We start from the raw sequence: 14,870 nt of genomic DNA, 5'->3' as shown, positions 1-14,870 counted from the left end.
GGTGTATCGTTAAATTTAATTTTTTCGCAATCTTTAATATACCAAACAAACAATGGTACAGCAAGAATCAAGACTCGGCGTTGCTGATAACTCAGGTGCAAAAGAGGTACTGGTTATCCGCGTGTTGGGCGGTACAGGAAAAAGATATGCTTCTATTGGTGACAAAATTGTAGTAACAGTGAAGTCTGCTTTGTCGTCATCAAGCATGAAGAAAGGTACGGTTTCTAAAGCCGTAGTTGTAAGAACTAAAAAAGAAATTCGTCGTAAGGATGGATCATATATCCGTTTCGAAGACAATGCAGCAGTTCTTTTAAACAACAATGACGAGCCACGTGGTACTCGTATTTTTGGACCAGTTGCACGTGAATTGCGTGACGCAGGTTTCATGAAAATTGTTTCATTAGCTCCAGAAGTACTTTAATCATAATTTGTAATCATCATGGAAAGAAAGTTTAATAAGCAACCTAAGTTGCACATCAAAACTGGTGATACTGTTGTGGTTATCGCTGGGAACGCTAAGGGTCAAACAGGCGTAGTTAAAAAAGTTTTAGTTGATAAGCAACGTGCTATCGTAGAAGGCGTAAACTTTATCACAAAACACGTTAAGCCTAGCGCTGCTAACCCTCAAGGTGGTATCGTTAAAACAGAAGGTACTATCCATATCTCTAATATTGCAGTTTCTGAGAACGGTAAAGCTGTTCGTACAGGTCGTAAATTGAACGAGAATGGTAAGTTGCAAAGATATTCTAAAGCAACAGGTAAATTTATCTAATAATTCAATGAAGCGGTGTCTACTATATGATACCGTGAAAAGTGGGTCGGAAATCCACATAAAGTTTTCATAATAATGGCAACTACAACAAGATTAAAGGACAAATACGTTAGCGAAATCGTTCCTGCTCTAAAAGAGAAATTTCAATTCAAATCAGTAATGCAAGTTCCTAAGATTACTAAAATTGTAATCAACAAAGGTATCGGTGCTGCTGTAGCTGACAAGAAATTGATCGACACAGGTGTTGAAGAACTAACTCTTATTGCTGGTCAAAAAGCAGTAGCTACAATGTCTAAAAAAGCTATCTCAAACTTTAAGTTACGTGAAAACATGCCAATCGGTGTGAAAGTAACTTTGAGAGGAGATAAAATGTACGAATTCCTTGATCGTTTGACGACAGTGGCTCTTCCACGTGTACGTGACTTCAAAGGTATCTCAGACAAAGGTTTCGATGGTCGTGGTAACTATACTTTGGGTGTGAAAGAACAAATCATTTTCCCAGAGATTTCTATCGACAAAGTGAGCAAAATCTCTGGTATGGATATCACTTTCGTTACGACTGCAAATACAGATGCTGAAGCTTACGCTTTGTTACAACAAATGGGTATGCCTTTCGCTAATTCGAAGAAGTAATAAACTATGTTATCCGTTATTCGTCGTCCCGACTTCGAAAACGCTATGCGGATAACGAATAACAGATAACAGACAACTGATAAAAAGATTCAACCAACATGGCAAAAGAATCAGTTAAAGCAAGAGAAAGAAAAAAAGAAGCAACAGTTGCTAAATACGCTGCTAAGCGTGCTGCTTTAAAAGCTGCTGGCGACTACTTAGGTTTGGATAAATTGCCTAAAAACGCTTCACCAGTACGTTTGCACAACCGTTGTAAGCTTACAGGACGTCCAAGAGGTTATATGCGTAAATTCGGCATCAACCGTGTGACTTTCCGTGAAATGGCTTCAGCAGGATTGATTCCAGGTGTGACAAAATCAAGCTGGTAATACTCTTACGATAAAAATTTGTCGTAATCTTTATTAAAATCAGCCACTTATGGTTGTTTTTTTAAATCCAATTCCGTAATTTTGCGAGCCTTTTCCCAAAGAAAAGTTCGTTTCAAATATCGAAAACAATGACAGATCCAATAGCAGACTACTTAACACGATTGAGAAATGCCATCAAGGCACGTCACAGAATCGTTGAAATTCCTGCTTCTAACATCAAAAAGGAAATCACTAAAGTGCTTTTTGATAAAGGATACATTCAAAACTACAAGTTTGACGATTCATCAGTACAGGGTACAATCAAAATCGCTTTGAAATACAACCCAGTTACTAAACAACCTGCAATCGTTAAATTGGAGAGAATTTCTAAACCAGGTTTGCGTAAATACAAAGGAGCAGATGAATTGCCTCGCGTATTGAATGGTTTAGGTGTAGCTATCCTTTCAACATCAAAAGGTGTTATTACTGACAAAGAGGCTCGCACACTTAATGTAGGTGGCGAAGTTCTTTGCTACGTATACTAATCTTACATTTGGGGAATAAGTCTTATACAGGTTTGTTCCCTAACTTATTTTCAAATAACGCTGAAAGAGGAGTCTCTCCTCCATTTAAGCAAAAACACACAAGTCATGTCACGCGTTGGTAATAAAGTTATCACACTTCCTGCCGGTGTTACTGTAACAGTAGAAAAAAGCACAGTAACTGTAAAAGGCGCAAAAGGTACTCTTTCTCGTTCAATCGATCCAGATATTACTGTAGAAATCGAAGGTAGCGAATTACGTGTACAACGTCCTACAGATCAAAAACGTCACAAAGCTCTTCACGGTCTATACCGCGCTTTGATTAACAACATGGTTGTTGGCGTAAACGATGGTTTCAAAAAAGAAATGGAAATTGTCGGTGTAGGTTACAAAGCTTCTAACCAAGGAAACCTTCTTGAATTAGCGTTAGGTTACTCTCACGCAATCTTCATGCAAATCCCATCTGAGTTGAAAGTTACAACTGCAATGGAAAAAGGTCAAAACCCTAAGGTTACTTTAGAAGGTATCGACAAAGAATTAATCGGCCAAGTTGCAGCTAAAATTCGTTCTCTTCGTAAAGTTGAGCCTTACAAAGGTAAAGGTATTCGCTTCGTGGGTGAGCAAATTCGTAGAAAAGCTGGTAAAGCTGGTGGTAAGAAATAGAATTTAATCATCGTGGGTCGGTAATCCACAAAACTATATAAATTAATGGCTTCGCAAAAAGAATCAAGAAGACTTCGTATTAAGTTGTCTATCAGAGCTAAAATCTCTGGTACAGCTGAAAAGCCAAGATTGTCAGTGTTCCGTTCAAACTCGGGTATCTATGCTCAGTTGATCGACGATACAAAAGGCTCTACATTGGCTGCTGCTTCATCTAAGGAATTAGGTTTGAAGAATGGTAATGTTGAAAGTGCAAAATTAGTAGGTGCTAAAATTGCAGAGAAAGCTTTGGCTGCAGGTGTTTCAACAGTTGTTTTTGACCGTAACGGTTACTTGTACCATGGTCGTGTTAAAGCAGTTGCTGAAGGTGCAAGAGAAGGAGGTCTTAAATTTTAATTAGTCAATTTGAATTTGTGCAATGCGGATATCCGCCGTTCCAAAATGAAAGTTTTTGATGTTAAAGCACAGATTTCAAATTTTCAAATTCAACAATTTTCAAATTAGAAAAAAATGTCGCAATTAATATCAAAACCTATCAAGGTTAACGAAGGCGAACTAAAAGAAAGAGTTGTTGCTATCAACCGCGTAGCGAAAGTAGTAAAAGGTGGACGTCGTTTCAGCTTCTCTGCAATCGTAGTAGTTGGTGATGGCAAAGGTGTAGTTGGCTTCGGTTTGGGTAAAGCAAACGAAGTAACTGACGCTATCTCTAAAGGTATCGAAGACGCTAAGAAAAACTTATTCCAAGTTGCTCTTTTGAAAGCAACTGTACCTCACGAACAAATCGGTAAGTTCTCAGGAGGTTTCGTATTGTTGAAGCCAGCAGCTCCAGGTACTGGGGTAATTGCAGGTGGTGCAATGCGTGCTGTATTGGAAGCTGCAGGTGTTCATGACGTATTAGCTAAATCAAAAGGTTCTTCTAACCCACACAACGTGGTAAAAGCAACAGTTGATGCGCTAGTTAAAATGAGAAACCCTCATACAGTAGCCTTCCAAAGAGGAGTATCTTTAGCAAAAGTATTTAACGGATAATTTATTTTAGTTGATGTAATAGGGCTTGTAGCACTACTTCAAGCCCTATACTGAGACTCCAAAATATAAGACCATGTCAAAGGTAAAAATTACTCAAGTTAAGAGTACAATCAAGCGTCCAGAAGTTCAAAAACGTACTATTCAAGCTTTAGGTTTGGGTAAATTGAACAAAAGCGTAGAGAAAGAATTGAACCCAGCTATCGCAGGTATGATTCGTGCGGTTCAACACTTGATTGTAGTTGAAAATCTTTAATCTGAACCATAAGGTTTGATTAAGCGAGTCATCTCACGGTGAGATGGCGTTTAGCAATTATTTAATTTCAAAAAAAATGAATTTATCGTCATTAAAGCCCGCAGTGGGCTCTACTAAGGTAAGAAAAAGAGTTGGTCGTGGTGCAGGTTCTGGTTTAGGTGGTACTTCTGCTCGTGGTCACAAAGGTGCTCAATCACGTTCAGGTTACTCTCGTAAATCTGGTTTTGAAGGTGGTCAAATGCCTCTTCAACGTCGTATTCCTAAATTCGGCTTTAAAAATATCAACCGTGTTGAATACAAAGCAATCAACTTGGATACAATCCAAGCTTTGGTTGACACTACAGGTGTAACTGTAATCACTCACGATGTATTGTACCAAAATGGTTTGGTTTCTAAAAATGACTTGGTGAAAATCTTGTCACGTGGCGAAATCAAGTCTGCTGTAGAGGTACAGGTTAAAGGTTTCTCTGCTTCTGCTAAAGCTGCTATTGAAGCTGCAGGAGGTAAGGCAGTTGTAGCTTAATTTTCAATTGAAAAATCGATAGACAACAGAAATAATTGAGTAATCATTGTAAAATCTGGCAACGGATTTGTAAATAACGAAAAAGTTGAACATCTTTCGAGTTATATTCTATAACGATTACTTAAACAGATAGCATGAACAAGTTTATTAGCACTATCAAAAACATTATCTCAATAGAGGAGTTAAGAACTCGTATTCTTAACACCCTGTTGTTTATCACCTTTTTTCGCCTTGGATCTTACGTTGTTTTACCAGGTGTAGATGCCACGAAGTTAGCGCAGAAGGGTGAAGGCGGTTTATTAGGTTTGTTGAATATGTTCTCAGGTGGAGCGTTTAATAACGCCTCTATTTTTGCCTTAGGCATCATGCCATATATCTCTGCTTCTATTGCAATCCAACTTCTTACAATTGCATTGCCATATTTCCAAAAGATGCAGAAGGATGGTGAGTCTGGTCGCAAAAAGTTAAACCAAATCACTCGTGTTCTAACAATTTTTGTGACAGCTGCACAAGCCTTTACATATTTGCAAGTAACTATCCCTGCTGAAGCTATTCTAGTTTCTCCTTGGTCATTCCGTTTGTACTCAGTAATCATCTTGGTTGCTGGAACTATGTTCTGTATGTGGCTTGGTGAGAAAATCACTGACAAAGGTATTGGTAACGGTATTTCAATGCTAATTATGATTGGTATTGTGTCTCGTTTTCCAGCTTCTTTATTAGGTGAAGCTCAATCAAGAGGTATGTCTGGTGCTTTATTATTCATTATCGAGGTTGTTGCCTTGTTCTTTGTAGTAATGGGCGCTGTGATGGTAACTCAAGCTGTACGTCGTATTCCAGTACAATACGCGAAGCAAGTAGTAGGAAATAGAGTTTCAATGAGTGGTGAACGTCAGTATATTCCTCTTAAGTTGAATGCTGCTGGTGTAATGCCAATCATTTTTGCTCAAGCATTGATGTTTGTTCCAGGCCTTGTTGCTCAATCATTAGCTGATAAGAGTGAAGTAGCTCAATCAATCGCTCAAGCGTTTGGTGATTTTACTACTTGGCAGTACAATTTGTTATTTGCATTTTTAATTATTGTATTTACATTCTTTTACACTGCTATTTCTATCAACCCAACACAAATTTCAGATGATATGAAACGTGGTGGTGGTTTTGTTCCAGGTGTTAAACCAGGCGAAGCTACTTCATCTTTCATCGCTGATATTCTTGATAGAATTACGCTTCCTGGTGCATTTATGTTGGCAATCATTGCGATTTTACCAGCAGTTGCAAGCATCTTCGGAATCACTCGTGGATTTGCTTCCTTCTTCGGAGGTACTTCTCTTTTGATTTTGGTTGGTGTTGTGCTTGATACTCTTCAACAAATTGAAAGTTATCTTTTGATGCGTAAATATGAAGGGTTGATGCAGTCGGGTCGTGTAAAAGGTAGAACTGAAGCAATCGCTCAGTAATATCAGATGATTTATTTAAAAACATCTTCAGAGTTAGAAATTATCCGTACTAACGGTGTTATTCTAGGGAAAACTCACGCTGAAGTAGCTAAGGTTATTAAACCTGGCATTACTACTAAAGAACTCGATAAAGTAGCCTACGAGTATATTAAAGATAATGAAGCTCATCCTTCATTCTTGAATTATAATGTAGGTGGTCATAAATACCCAGCATCTTTATGCATTTCGGTAAATGACGTTGTCGTACATGGGATTCCTAATAATTACGAACTAAAGGACGGAGACATTATTTCGATTGATTGCGGAGTTTATAAGAATGGCTTTCACGCAGACAGTGCATATACTTATGCAGTAGGCAATGTCAAAGAAGAAACGCTTCAACTCTTACGTGTCACTAAAGAGTCGCTATACTTAGGTATTTCGCAAGCTGTAGCTGGCAAGAGAATTGGGGATATTGGATTTGCTATTCAGTCATATTGCGAGAAAGCAGGATTTACAGTTGTGCGAGAACTTGTTGGGCATGGTGTAGGTAAATCACTTCACGAAGGCCCAGAAGTAGCCAACTACGGAAGAAGAGGTGATGGCCCAAAACTAAAAGAAGGAATGGTAATTGCAATTGAACCAATGATTAATCTTGGAAAAAGAGCAATTCATCAAGAAAACGATTACTGGACTATTAGAACCCAAGATCGTAAACCTTCAGCACATTTTGAACACACAGTTGCTGTTAGCAAAGACCAAGCAGGTATATTGACAACGTTTGAATACATCGAAGATGTTTTAAAAAGTAACGAATACTTAGCTGAAATCTAAAACTCTTTGAAGGTAGTTGTTAATCGTTGACTCGTACAAATTCATTTATCACGCGAATTACGACTAACAAATAAAACAATTTTATGGCAAAACAATCATCCATTGAAGTTGATGGTATTATCATTGAAGCACTTTCAAACGCTATGTTTAGAGTTGAACTTGAAAATACTCACCAAGTGATTGCCCATATTTCTGGTAAAATGAGAATGAATTACATCAAAATTTTACCAGGAGATAAGGTGAAGCTAGAAATGTCACCTTACGACTTGTCAAAAGCAAGAATCGTGTACCGTTACAAATAAAAAGACAGTTGTTAGTTAGCTGGGCAGTTTGCAAAAGCTAATACTTTGGCACTGTCAGAATGAATTGATAACTTATAAGACAATACTACAATGAAAGTTAAAGCGTCTATCAAAAAGCGTAGTGCTGAATGTAAAGTAATCCGTCGTAACGGTAAACTTTACGTTATTAACAAAAAAAATCCAAAGTTCAAACAAAGACAAGGGTAATAGTATTTGAGGCAGTAGTTGCGAAATTACTTTCCTTAAATTCCCTAAAAAACTAAAAAAGCTTTAGAACAATATGGCTCGTATTGCAGGGGTTGATATTCCCGATAAAAAAAGAGGCGAAATCGCTTTGACCTATATCTTCGGTATCGGTCGTAGCACTGCTCAGAAAATTTTAGCTCAAGCTGGTATTTCTTTAGATAAGAAAGCTGGTGAGTGGAACGATGAGGAAGCTAGTGCCATCCGTAACATCATTGCAGCTGAATTCAAAACAGAAGGTCAACTTCGTTCTGAAATCCAGTTGAACATCAAACGTTTGATGGATATTGGTTGTTACCGTGGTCTTCGTCACCGTAAAGGTCTTCCTTTGCGTGGTCAAAGAACTAAAAATAACTCTCGTACTCGTAAGGGTAAACGTAAGACAGTTGCTAACAAGAAAAAAGCTACTAAGTAATAATTAATATAATGTAGCAGGATGTACCCAAGATTCAATTTAGTTTGAAAAACTCGGTATAGCGCATTATTAACCAAACTCTTAAAATGGCACAAGCTAAAAGAAAAGATAAAGCAAAAAAGAGAGTTGTGATTGTAGAGGCAGTAGGCCAAGTACACATCAAAGCTTCTTTTAACAATATCATTATCTCTATCACTAATAGCCAAGGACAAGTTATCTCTTGGGCTTCAGCTGGTAAAATGGGCTTCAAAGGCTCTAAGAAAAACACTCCATACGCTGCTCAAACAGCGGCTAGCAACTGTGCTGCTGTAGCTGTTGAAGCTGGTATGAAGAAAGCTGAAGTTTTTGTTAAAGGTCCTGGTGCTGGTCGTGAATCAGCTATCAGAACTGTAGCAAATGCTGGTATTGAAGTTCTTTCTATCAAAGATATTACTCCACTACCTCACAACGGTTGTCGTCCTCCAAAACGTCGTAGAGTATAGTTTGAAGTCGTTACATTTTGTAACACTTTTATAAAAGCATTGCGAAGGGTAATTAGTAATTATTACCCTTCGTTTTCATGTTTCCAATAACTTAATTACTTCATTGAGCAAAAGAGGCTCATTGACTCAATTTCTTAATAATAATGGCAAGATACACAGGTCCAAAATCAAAAATTGCTCGTCGTTTCGGTGAGCCAATCTTAGGTCCAAGCAAAGCGTTATCACGCAAAAACTACGGTCCAGGTCAACACGGAAAAGGAAAACGTGCTAAGCAATCAGAATATGCTTTGCAGTTGAAAGAAAAACAAAAAGTGAAATACACTTACGGTATTCTTGAGAAACAATTCGAAAATCTTTTCCATAAAGCTGCCGTAAGAGAAGGTATCAAAGGTGAAAACCTTTTGAAACTTTGTGAAGCACGTCTTGACAATACAGTTTACCGTTTAGGTATTGCTCCAACTCGTCGTGCTGCACGTCAGTTGGTTATCCACAAGCATATCCTTGTTGACGGAGAAATTGTTAACATCCCATCATATTCATTAAAGCCAGGACAATTAGTTGGTGTTCGTGAAAAATCGAAGTCATTAGAAGTTATCACTAACTCTCTTGCTGGAAGAGCAATTAAGCGTTTTAACTGGTTGGAGTGGGAAGCATCTACTTTGACAGGTAAATTCCTTTCTTACCCAGAGAGAAGTGACATTCCTGAAAATTTCAACGAGCAGGCAATCGTCGAGCTTTACTCGAAGTAATCGTAGCTTTAACAAAACTATTTATCTACTTGTTTTGTTAGTTGTAAATACGAAAAACTTTGTTAGTTGTAAAATATCGAATATCAATTTACTTGGTATTCGATATTTTATAAAACGCAGTAGAGTAATTGCAGTTATAATTCTTGCTTTGAAAATTGTATTATAATAAAAAAAAACAATTTTGTCAAGATTTTTCTCAAAAAATACTCCACAAATTCCTAAAACTCACGAAGTTATTTAGTATATTACGCTCGGTTACTCTATTCTTATAAAATCTAAGATAAATTAAGCTACGAAATATGTCAATATTAGCATTCCAAATGCCCGACAAAGTCGTTATGGAGAAAGCTGACGACTTTCACGGGTTATTTGAGTTTAAGCCTCTCGAAAAAGGCTATGGCGTTACAATCGGTAACGCACTTCGTAGAATCTTGTTGTCTTCACTTGAAGGCTACGCTATTACTAGCGTGAAAGTAGGTGGAGTATTACACGAGTTCTCTGCTATTGAGGGTGTTATTGAGGATATGACTGAGATTATCTTGAACTTGAAAAAAGTTCGTTTTAAGAAAACTCAGGAAATTCTTGAAAACAAAATCAATGTAAGAGTAAAGGGCCAGACTACGTTGACTGCTGGAGACATTAACAAATTTACAAACTATTTCGAAATCCTTAACCCAGATTTAGTAATCTGCAACTTGGATGAGTCGAAGGAGTTTGAAATGGAGATAATCGTTGAAAAAGGTCGTGGTTATGTTCCTGCTGACGAGCCTCGTAATGTAGAGCCTCCATTTGGTCATATCCCAATCGATGCTATCTACACTCCAATTAAAAACGTGAAGTTTAGTGTAGAAAACACACGTGTAGAACAAAAAACTGACTACGAAAAGTTAATCTTGGATATCGAAACTGATGGTTCGATTCACCCAGAGGATGCTTTGAAAGGTGCAGCGTATATATTGATTCAGCATTTCATGTTGTTCTCTGACCAAACAATGACATTTGAAGCTATGAAGGCTGAAGATGAAAATGTAGTGGACGAAGAAATGCTTCACATGAGAAAACTGTTGAAGACACCATTGGCAGATCTTGATTTGTCAGTTCGTGCTTACAACTGTTTGAAATCAGCAGACGTTAGAACTTTAGGCGATTTAGTTAAATTGGAAATTTCTGATATGATGAAATTCCGCAACTTCGGTAAGAAGTCATTAACTGAATTGGAACAATTAGTAGAAGAAAAAGGTCTTCACTTCGGTATGGACGTAGCTCGCTACCGCTTGGATGAAGATTAATAATAGGAAATGCAAAGTTATACTTGGTAAGTCATTACACATTGTATAACTTTGCACTCCAATTTTAACCAGTAGTAATAGGTGGATGCCCCCAAGGTTATCTAACCGCAGCGAAACTCGATTTCGCTTTTAACTTACGAACAATAATGAGACACGGAAAAAAATTCAACCACTTAGGCAGAACTGCCTCTCACAGAGCCGCTTTGTTATCAAACATGGCTTCTTCTTTGATTCTTCACAAAAGAATTCAAACTACTGTTGCAAAAGCTAAAGAATTAAGAAAGTATGTTGAGCCTTTGATCACAAAATCAAAGACTGACGATACTAACAGCCGTCGTGTTGTATTCTCTTACTTGCAAAGCAAAGAAGCTGTTAAAGAACTTTTCGGTACAATCTCTGAGAAAGTTGCTAACCGCCCAGGTGGATACACAAGAATTATCAAGTTAGGAAATCGTCTTGGTGACAACGCTGATATTTGTTTAATTGAGTTAGTTGACTTCAACGAAACTTTATTGGCTGCTGTTACTGAGAAATCTGCTAAGACTCGTCGTAGCCGTCGTTCGACTAAGAAAGCTGATGCACCTGCTGCAGAAGTTGTTGCTGAAACTCCAGCTGTTGAAGAAGCTCCTGAAGCTCCAGCTGCTGAAGAAAAATCAGAAGAATAGTCATGATGTAGTCCTGACATAAAAGCCTCAATCGTTTTTGATTGAGGCTTTTTTTTGCGCCCTCTGATGAGCAGTTCTACTCAAACTTTTAATAATTCTAAATTTCAATGGGAAAATGATAAATCTCATTTTTCAAATTTGAAATTGTCATGATATACAAGGAGTTGATTACAAAATCTCTTCATTTTTATTCATTTTCGCTTAACTTTGCATAATTTTTTAACCAAAGAGCAACCAATGAAAGTAACACAAAGCCAACCAGCGATTTTGTTGTTGGAAGACGGCACAGTTTTTAGAGGCAATGCCCTCGGAAAAATCGGGACTAGTGGCGGCGAAATCTGCTTCAATACGGGGATGACTGGGTATCAAGAAATTTATACCGACCCTTCGTACTTTGGACAGGTAATTGTAAACACAACCTCTCACATAGGTAACTATGGTGTAGTCAATGAGCTTGAAGAAGAATCAGCTTCAGTGAAGATTGCAGGGATGGTTTGTAATGAATTTTCGCCAATTCACTCACGCAAGACTGCTGATGGGTCATTGCAAGAGTATTTTGAAAAGGCGGGTATCGTAGGTATTTCGGGCGTTGACACTCGTCAAATTGTGAGACATATCCGCGAAAAAGGTGTAATGAACTGTATCATTTCATCTGAAATTTTAGAGATTGAAGCGCTTAAAGCTGAACTAGCTAAAGTTCCTCCAATGGAAGGATTAGAGTTATCTTCTCAAGTATGTACGCAAGAGCCTTATTTCTTGGGCGAAGAAAGCGCTGAGAAAAAAGTAGCAGTTCTTGACCTTGGTGTAAAGAAAAGTATTTTGTCTAACTTGACAGATAGAGGTTGTTATTTGAAAGTATTCCCTGCAAAAACTAGCTTTGCTGAAATGGAAGCATGGGCTCCAGATGGGTACTTTATCTCAAATGGTCCTGGTGATCCAGCGGTAATGCCTTATGCTGTAGCAACAGTAAAAGAGATTGTAGAGAACGAAAAACCAACTTTTGGAATCTGTTTAGGACACCAAATTTTAGCGCAAGCATCTGGTTTGTCTACTTATAAAATGAAAAATGGACACCGTGGCTTAAACCACCCTGTAAAGAACTTGATTACAGGTTTGTCGGAAATTACTTCTCAAAACCACGGTTTTGCAGTTAAAATGGAAGAATTAGAGGCTAATCCATCAGTTGAATTGACTCATATCAACCTTAATGATAAAACAGTTGAAGGTTTACGTCGTGTTGATAAACCAGCATTTTCGGTACAACACCACCCTGAAGCTTCTCCTGGCCCACACGATTCAAGATACTTATTTGATTCTTTTGTGGAAATGTTATAAAATTGCAAGCGGTTCGAATTTCGAACCGCTTTTTTTATAAAGTAGCTGGAGTGATATTCAACATTCTGGCTATATCCTAGTTTATTCTTATCAAAGGCTAGTTTTGTCAATCATTGAGTGAATGACAAAATAATAGATACAAGTACATTCTATTTGCAAATTATGATAGAGTTAATACTTACCAAAGATGGTTCACATACATTATATGACTCAGAGTTAGGAGTGTGGCATCACTCTGTAAATGGAGCATTGCAGGAGTCAACAAGAATTTACATTGAATTAGGTTTGTGGGAAAAAGCTCAAGCTGGTAAAGAGATAAGAGTTTTCGAAATGGGCTTTGGAACAGGGTTAAATGTATTACTAACATTCATTGAGGCACAAAAACATGATTATCATGTTGATTATACCACCTTAGAGGCATTTCCCTTATCAGTCGAAAAGTATAGCGCTCTGAACTATGACTCATTATTGGGTTCGGACGTGTTACAACGATTGCATCAGCTTTCGTGGAATCAGCAGCACGAGGTAATGAAAAACTTTTCTTTGACGAAGATTCAAGATGATTTACTAAAATATCAGTTTACTCAAAAAGTAGATTTAGTGTATTTCGACGCTTATTCACCCAATACGCAGCCTGAGTTGTGGACTGAAGAGGTTTTTCGAAAAATTTATGAAGCTATGAATGAAGGGGGAGTTTTGACGACTTATTGCTCAAAAACGGTCGTAAGAAAGGCATTGATAGCTGCTGGATTTATTGTAGAGAAACATCAAGGACCACGTGGCAAGAGAGAGGTCTTAAAAGCTATTAAAATATAAGAGCGAGCTACCTAGGTAGCTCGCTCTTATGGTTATACTAATTGACAAGGAAAGCCGAATAAACAGTTTTCTTTAATCATTTTTGCAACACTTTTAGGAACATAATCTTCCCAACCACTTTCACCTGACTGAATCATTTTTAAAATGCTATCGGTGTGAATACTCAAAAGGTTTTTGTCGTAATTCAATACATCTTCAAATTTGTCATTGTCGAGCATATACTGAAACAATCCTCTAAGATGAGCAGGGGGACTAAATTCTCTAGAGGTAACCACATTTCCATCTGTGTCTGCCGTTGGATATAAATACAACTTTATTTTAGGACCAAAGAGCGTAGCGAAAGCCGCTAAAATACCTCCTGTTAGGTTTTGATAGTGTTTTTCTTCGAAAATATAGGCAAGGTTAGGCATACCCATAATCAATGCCATACGTTTCTGGGTGAATCTGTTTAGATATGAAATGAGCTTATAGTACTCATGAAAATTCGAAATCAATACGGTTTGTCCAAGCGAACACAAAATATCTACACGGTCGAGGAAGTCTTTTTCATTAATTTCCTCATCACCACTTTGTAAGCTTCGTAAGGTAAGTTCTGATAACACAACTACCTTATCATCATCAACATCAGGCTCATTTTCGAACTGCATTTGACCTTTTTTCAACATATCCACAAATACATTGGTTACAGGACGGAAACGTCCGCGAACTGCCAAAATATGTTTTTTGTAGAATGCTTCCGAAGGGTTCATTACGTTGCCATCAGGCCCAAATAATGCAGCATTTGTAAAACCTTTCTTTACAAGATATAAAGACATCAAACGGTTATCAACATCAGCAAAGTCAGGACCCGCAAAACGAATCATATCAATCTCGATACGGTCGGTATGGAGGTCGTCCATCAACGACTGTAAAAGGATTTCAGGTTGCTCATGGTAAAAGAAACAACCATACACCAAATTGACTCCAATAACGCCTAAAGCCTGTTGCTGAAGAATGTTGTCATTATCCTTCATTCGAACGTGGATAATGACATCGTTGGGTTCAGAATCAGGACGAAGCTGAAAGCGTAGACCAATCCAGCCATGAGGGTCATTCGTTTTTTGATAGTTCAAGGCTGCCACTGTATCAGCAAAAGCAAAGAACATTTTTTCTGAAGCACTTTCTGTAAGACGAACATTGAGGAGTTTGTACTCACGATTGAGCATCTTCACCAAGCGCGGTTCACACACATATCTACCCGAAGCTTCTTCGCCATAAATTGCATCCGAAAATGCCATATCGTATGCCGAAATAGTTTTGGCAATCGTACCAGAGGCACCACCAGCTTTAAAAAAGTTGGCTGCCACATCTTGACCAGCTCCAATCTCAGCAAAAGAACCGTAAATGCGACGGTCTAAGTTGATACGTAGAGCCTTTTGTTTTGTGCCTAAATTTTTATCGTAAGTAATCATTAACAGTTGATAGTTTGCGGTGACTGGTTGTATAAAGATAACCTAAATTCTCTACTAATTTATATAAATAACCCTAGTTTTAAACTATTTTCTTGAA

At 37.8% G+C, this 14,870-nt stretch carries 22 protein-coding genes; 21 read left to right on the top strand and 1 reads right to left on the bottom strand.

Annotated features, from left to right (window positions below; genetic code table 11):
• The first annotated feature begins 52 nt into the window (after positions 1-52).
• From rplN to mnmC2, 21 genes are all read left to right on the top strand, one after another.
• Positions 53-421: a 50S ribosomal protein L14 gene (rplN, locus tag QM481_RS12120; RefSeq protein WP_166549701.1), complete on the top strand. Its 369-nt coding sequence runs from the start codon at positions 53-55 to the stop codon at positions 419-421.
• A gap of 18 nt (positions 422-439) precedes the next feature.
• Positions 440-772 carry a 50S ribosomal protein L24 gene (gene rplX / locus QM481_RS12115; protein WP_166549702.1) on the top strand — a complete coding sequence of 111 codons (333 nt, stop codon included), beginning with the start codon at positions 440-442 and terminating at the stop codon, positions 770-772.
• Positions 773-847: 75 nt separating this feature from the next.
• Positions 848-1,405, top strand: a complete 558-nt coding sequence (gene rplE / locus QM481_RS12110) for a 50S ribosomal protein L5 (protein ID WP_095160744.1) — start codon at positions 848-850, stop codon at positions 1,403-1,405.
• 98 nt (positions 1,406-1,503) lie between these two features.
• Positions 1,504-1,773, top strand: a complete 270-nt coding sequence (gene rpsN, locus QM481_RS12105; RefSeq protein ID WP_166549703.1) for a 30S ribosomal protein S14 — start codon at positions 1,504-1,506, stop codon at positions 1,771-1,773.
• A 128-nt stretch (positions 1,774-1,901) separates the two neighbouring features.
• Positions 1,902-2,297, top strand: a complete 396-nt coding sequence (gene rpsH, locus QM481_RS12100; protein WP_095160743.1) for a 30S ribosomal protein S8 — start codon at positions 1,902-1,904, stop codon at positions 2,295-2,297.
• A gap of 105 nt (positions 2,298-2,402) precedes the next feature.
• On the top strand, positions 2,403-2,957 hold the full coding sequence (rplF, locus tag QM481_RS12095; RefSeq protein ID WP_166549704.1) for a 50S ribosomal protein L6: 555 nt from the start codon (positions 2,403-2,405) through the stop codon (positions 2,955-2,957).
• A 45-nt stretch (positions 2,958-3,002) separates the two neighbouring features.
• The gene (rplR, locus tag QM481_RS12090; protein WP_095160741.1) at positions 3,003-3,350 is read left to right on the top strand and encodes a 50S ribosomal protein L18; all 348 of its coding nucleotides are present in this window, start codon (positions 3,003-3,005) and stop codon (positions 3,348-3,350) included.
• A 114-nt stretch (positions 3,351-3,464) separates the two neighbouring features.
• Positions 3,465-3,983, top strand: a complete 519-nt coding sequence (gene rpsE / locus QM481_RS12085) for a 30S ribosomal protein S5 (RefSeq protein WP_095160740.1) — start codon at positions 3,465-3,467, stop codon at positions 3,981-3,983.
• A 73-nt stretch (positions 3,984-4,056) separates the two neighbouring features.
• On the top strand, positions 4,057-4,236 hold the full coding sequence (rpmD, locus tag QM481_RS12080; protein WP_166549705.1) for a 50S ribosomal protein L30: 180 nt from the start codon (positions 4,057-4,059) through the stop codon (positions 4,234-4,236).
• Between the two features lie 76 nt (positions 4,237-4,312).
• Positions 4,313-4,759: a 50S ribosomal protein L15 gene (rplO, locus tag QM481_RS12075; RefSeq protein WP_166549706.1), complete on the top strand. Its 447-nt coding sequence runs from the start codon at positions 4,313-4,315 to the stop codon at positions 4,757-4,759.
• Between the two features lie 134 nt (positions 4,760-4,893).
• Entirely contained in the window at positions 4,894-6,213 is a 1,320-nt protein-coding gene (gene secY / locus QM481_RS12070) for a preprotein translocase subunit SecY (protein ID WP_166549707.1), read from the top strand.
• Positions 6,214-6,219: 6 nt separating this feature from the next.
• Positions 6,220-7,026: a type I methionyl aminopeptidase gene (map, locus tag QM481_RS12065; RefSeq protein ID WP_166549708.1), complete on the top strand. Its 807-nt coding sequence runs from the start codon at positions 6,220-6,222 to the stop codon at positions 7,024-7,026.
• Positions 7,027-7,109: 83 nt separating this feature from the next.
• The gene (gene infA / locus QM481_RS12060; protein WP_095160735.1) at positions 7,110-7,328 is read left to right on the top strand and encodes a translation initiation factor IF-1; all 219 of its coding nucleotides are present in this window, start codon (positions 7,110-7,112) and stop codon (positions 7,326-7,328) included.
• 90 nt (positions 7,329-7,418) lie between these two features.
• Positions 7,419-7,535, top strand: coding sequence for a 50S ribosomal protein L36 (gene rpmJ, locus QM481_RS12055; RefSeq protein WP_044172008.1), 117 nt, complete (start codon positions 7,419-7,421; stop codon positions 7,533-7,535).
• Positions 7,536-7,608: 73 nt separating this feature from the next.
• Positions 7,609-7,986 (top strand): 30S ribosomal protein S13, encoded by a 378-nt coding sequence (gene rpsM / locus QM481_RS12050; protein WP_095160734.1) that lies wholly within the window; start codon positions 7,609-7,611, stop codon positions 7,984-7,986.
• Between the two features lie 86 nt (positions 7,987-8,072).
• Entirely contained in the window at positions 8,073-8,468 is a 396-nt protein-coding gene (rpsK, locus tag QM481_RS12045) for a 30S ribosomal protein S11 (protein ID WP_095160733.1), read from the top strand.
• Positions 8,469-8,611: 143 nt separating this feature from the next.
• A complete protein-coding gene (rpsD, locus tag QM481_RS12040; RefSeq protein ID WP_166549710.1) occupies positions 8,612-9,217 on the top strand; it encodes a 30S ribosomal protein S4 in 606 nt (201 codons plus the stop codon).
• 299 nt (positions 9,218-9,516) lie between these two features.
• Positions 9,517-10,506, top strand: a complete 990-nt coding sequence (locus tag QM481_RS12035) for a DNA-directed RNA polymerase subunit alpha (protein WP_095160731.1) — start codon at positions 9,517-9,519, stop codon at positions 10,504-10,506.
• Between the two features lie 146 nt (positions 10,507-10,652).
• Positions 10,653-11,171: a 50S ribosomal protein L17 gene (gene rplQ, locus QM481_RS12030; protein WP_166549711.1), complete on the top strand. Its 519-nt coding sequence runs from the start codon at positions 10,653-10,655 to the stop codon at positions 11,169-11,171.
• 237 nt (positions 11,172-11,408) lie between these two features.
• Complete coding sequence (gene carA / locus QM481_RS12025; protein ID WP_283381963.1) at positions 11,409-12,506, top strand: glutamine-hydrolyzing carbamoyl-phosphate synthase small subunit; 1,098 nt, start codon at positions 11,409-11,411, stop codon at positions 12,504-12,506.
• 162 nt (positions 12,507-12,668) lie between these two features.
• On the top strand, positions 12,669-13,322 hold the full coding sequence (gene mnmC2 / locus QM481_RS12020) for a tRNA (5-methylaminomethyl-2-thiouridine)(34)-methyltransferase MnmC2 (RefSeq protein WP_205749620.1): 654 nt from the start codon (positions 12,669-12,671) through the stop codon (positions 13,320-13,322).
• Between the two features lie 32 nt (positions 13,323-13,354).
• Here the strand turns inward: mnmC2 and QM481_RS12015 are convergent, their stop codons facing one another.
• On the bottom strand, positions 13,355-14,773 hold the full coding sequence (locus QM481_RS12015) for a TonB-dependent receptor (RefSeq protein WP_166549713.1): 1,419 nt from the start codon (positions 14,771-14,773) through the stop codon (positions 13,355-13,357).
• Positions 14,774-14,870: the final 97 nt, after the last annotated feature.

It is taken from the genome of Flectobacillus rivi (genome assembly GCF_030056655.1).
In the GTDB taxonomy this organism is placed as follows: Bacteria; Bacteroidota; Bacteroidia; order Cytophagales; family Spirosomataceae; genus Flectobacillus; species Flectobacillus rivi.
Note: the sequence above shows the minus strand (reverse complement) of the source record. Positions and strands in the feature narration are given on the sequence as shown.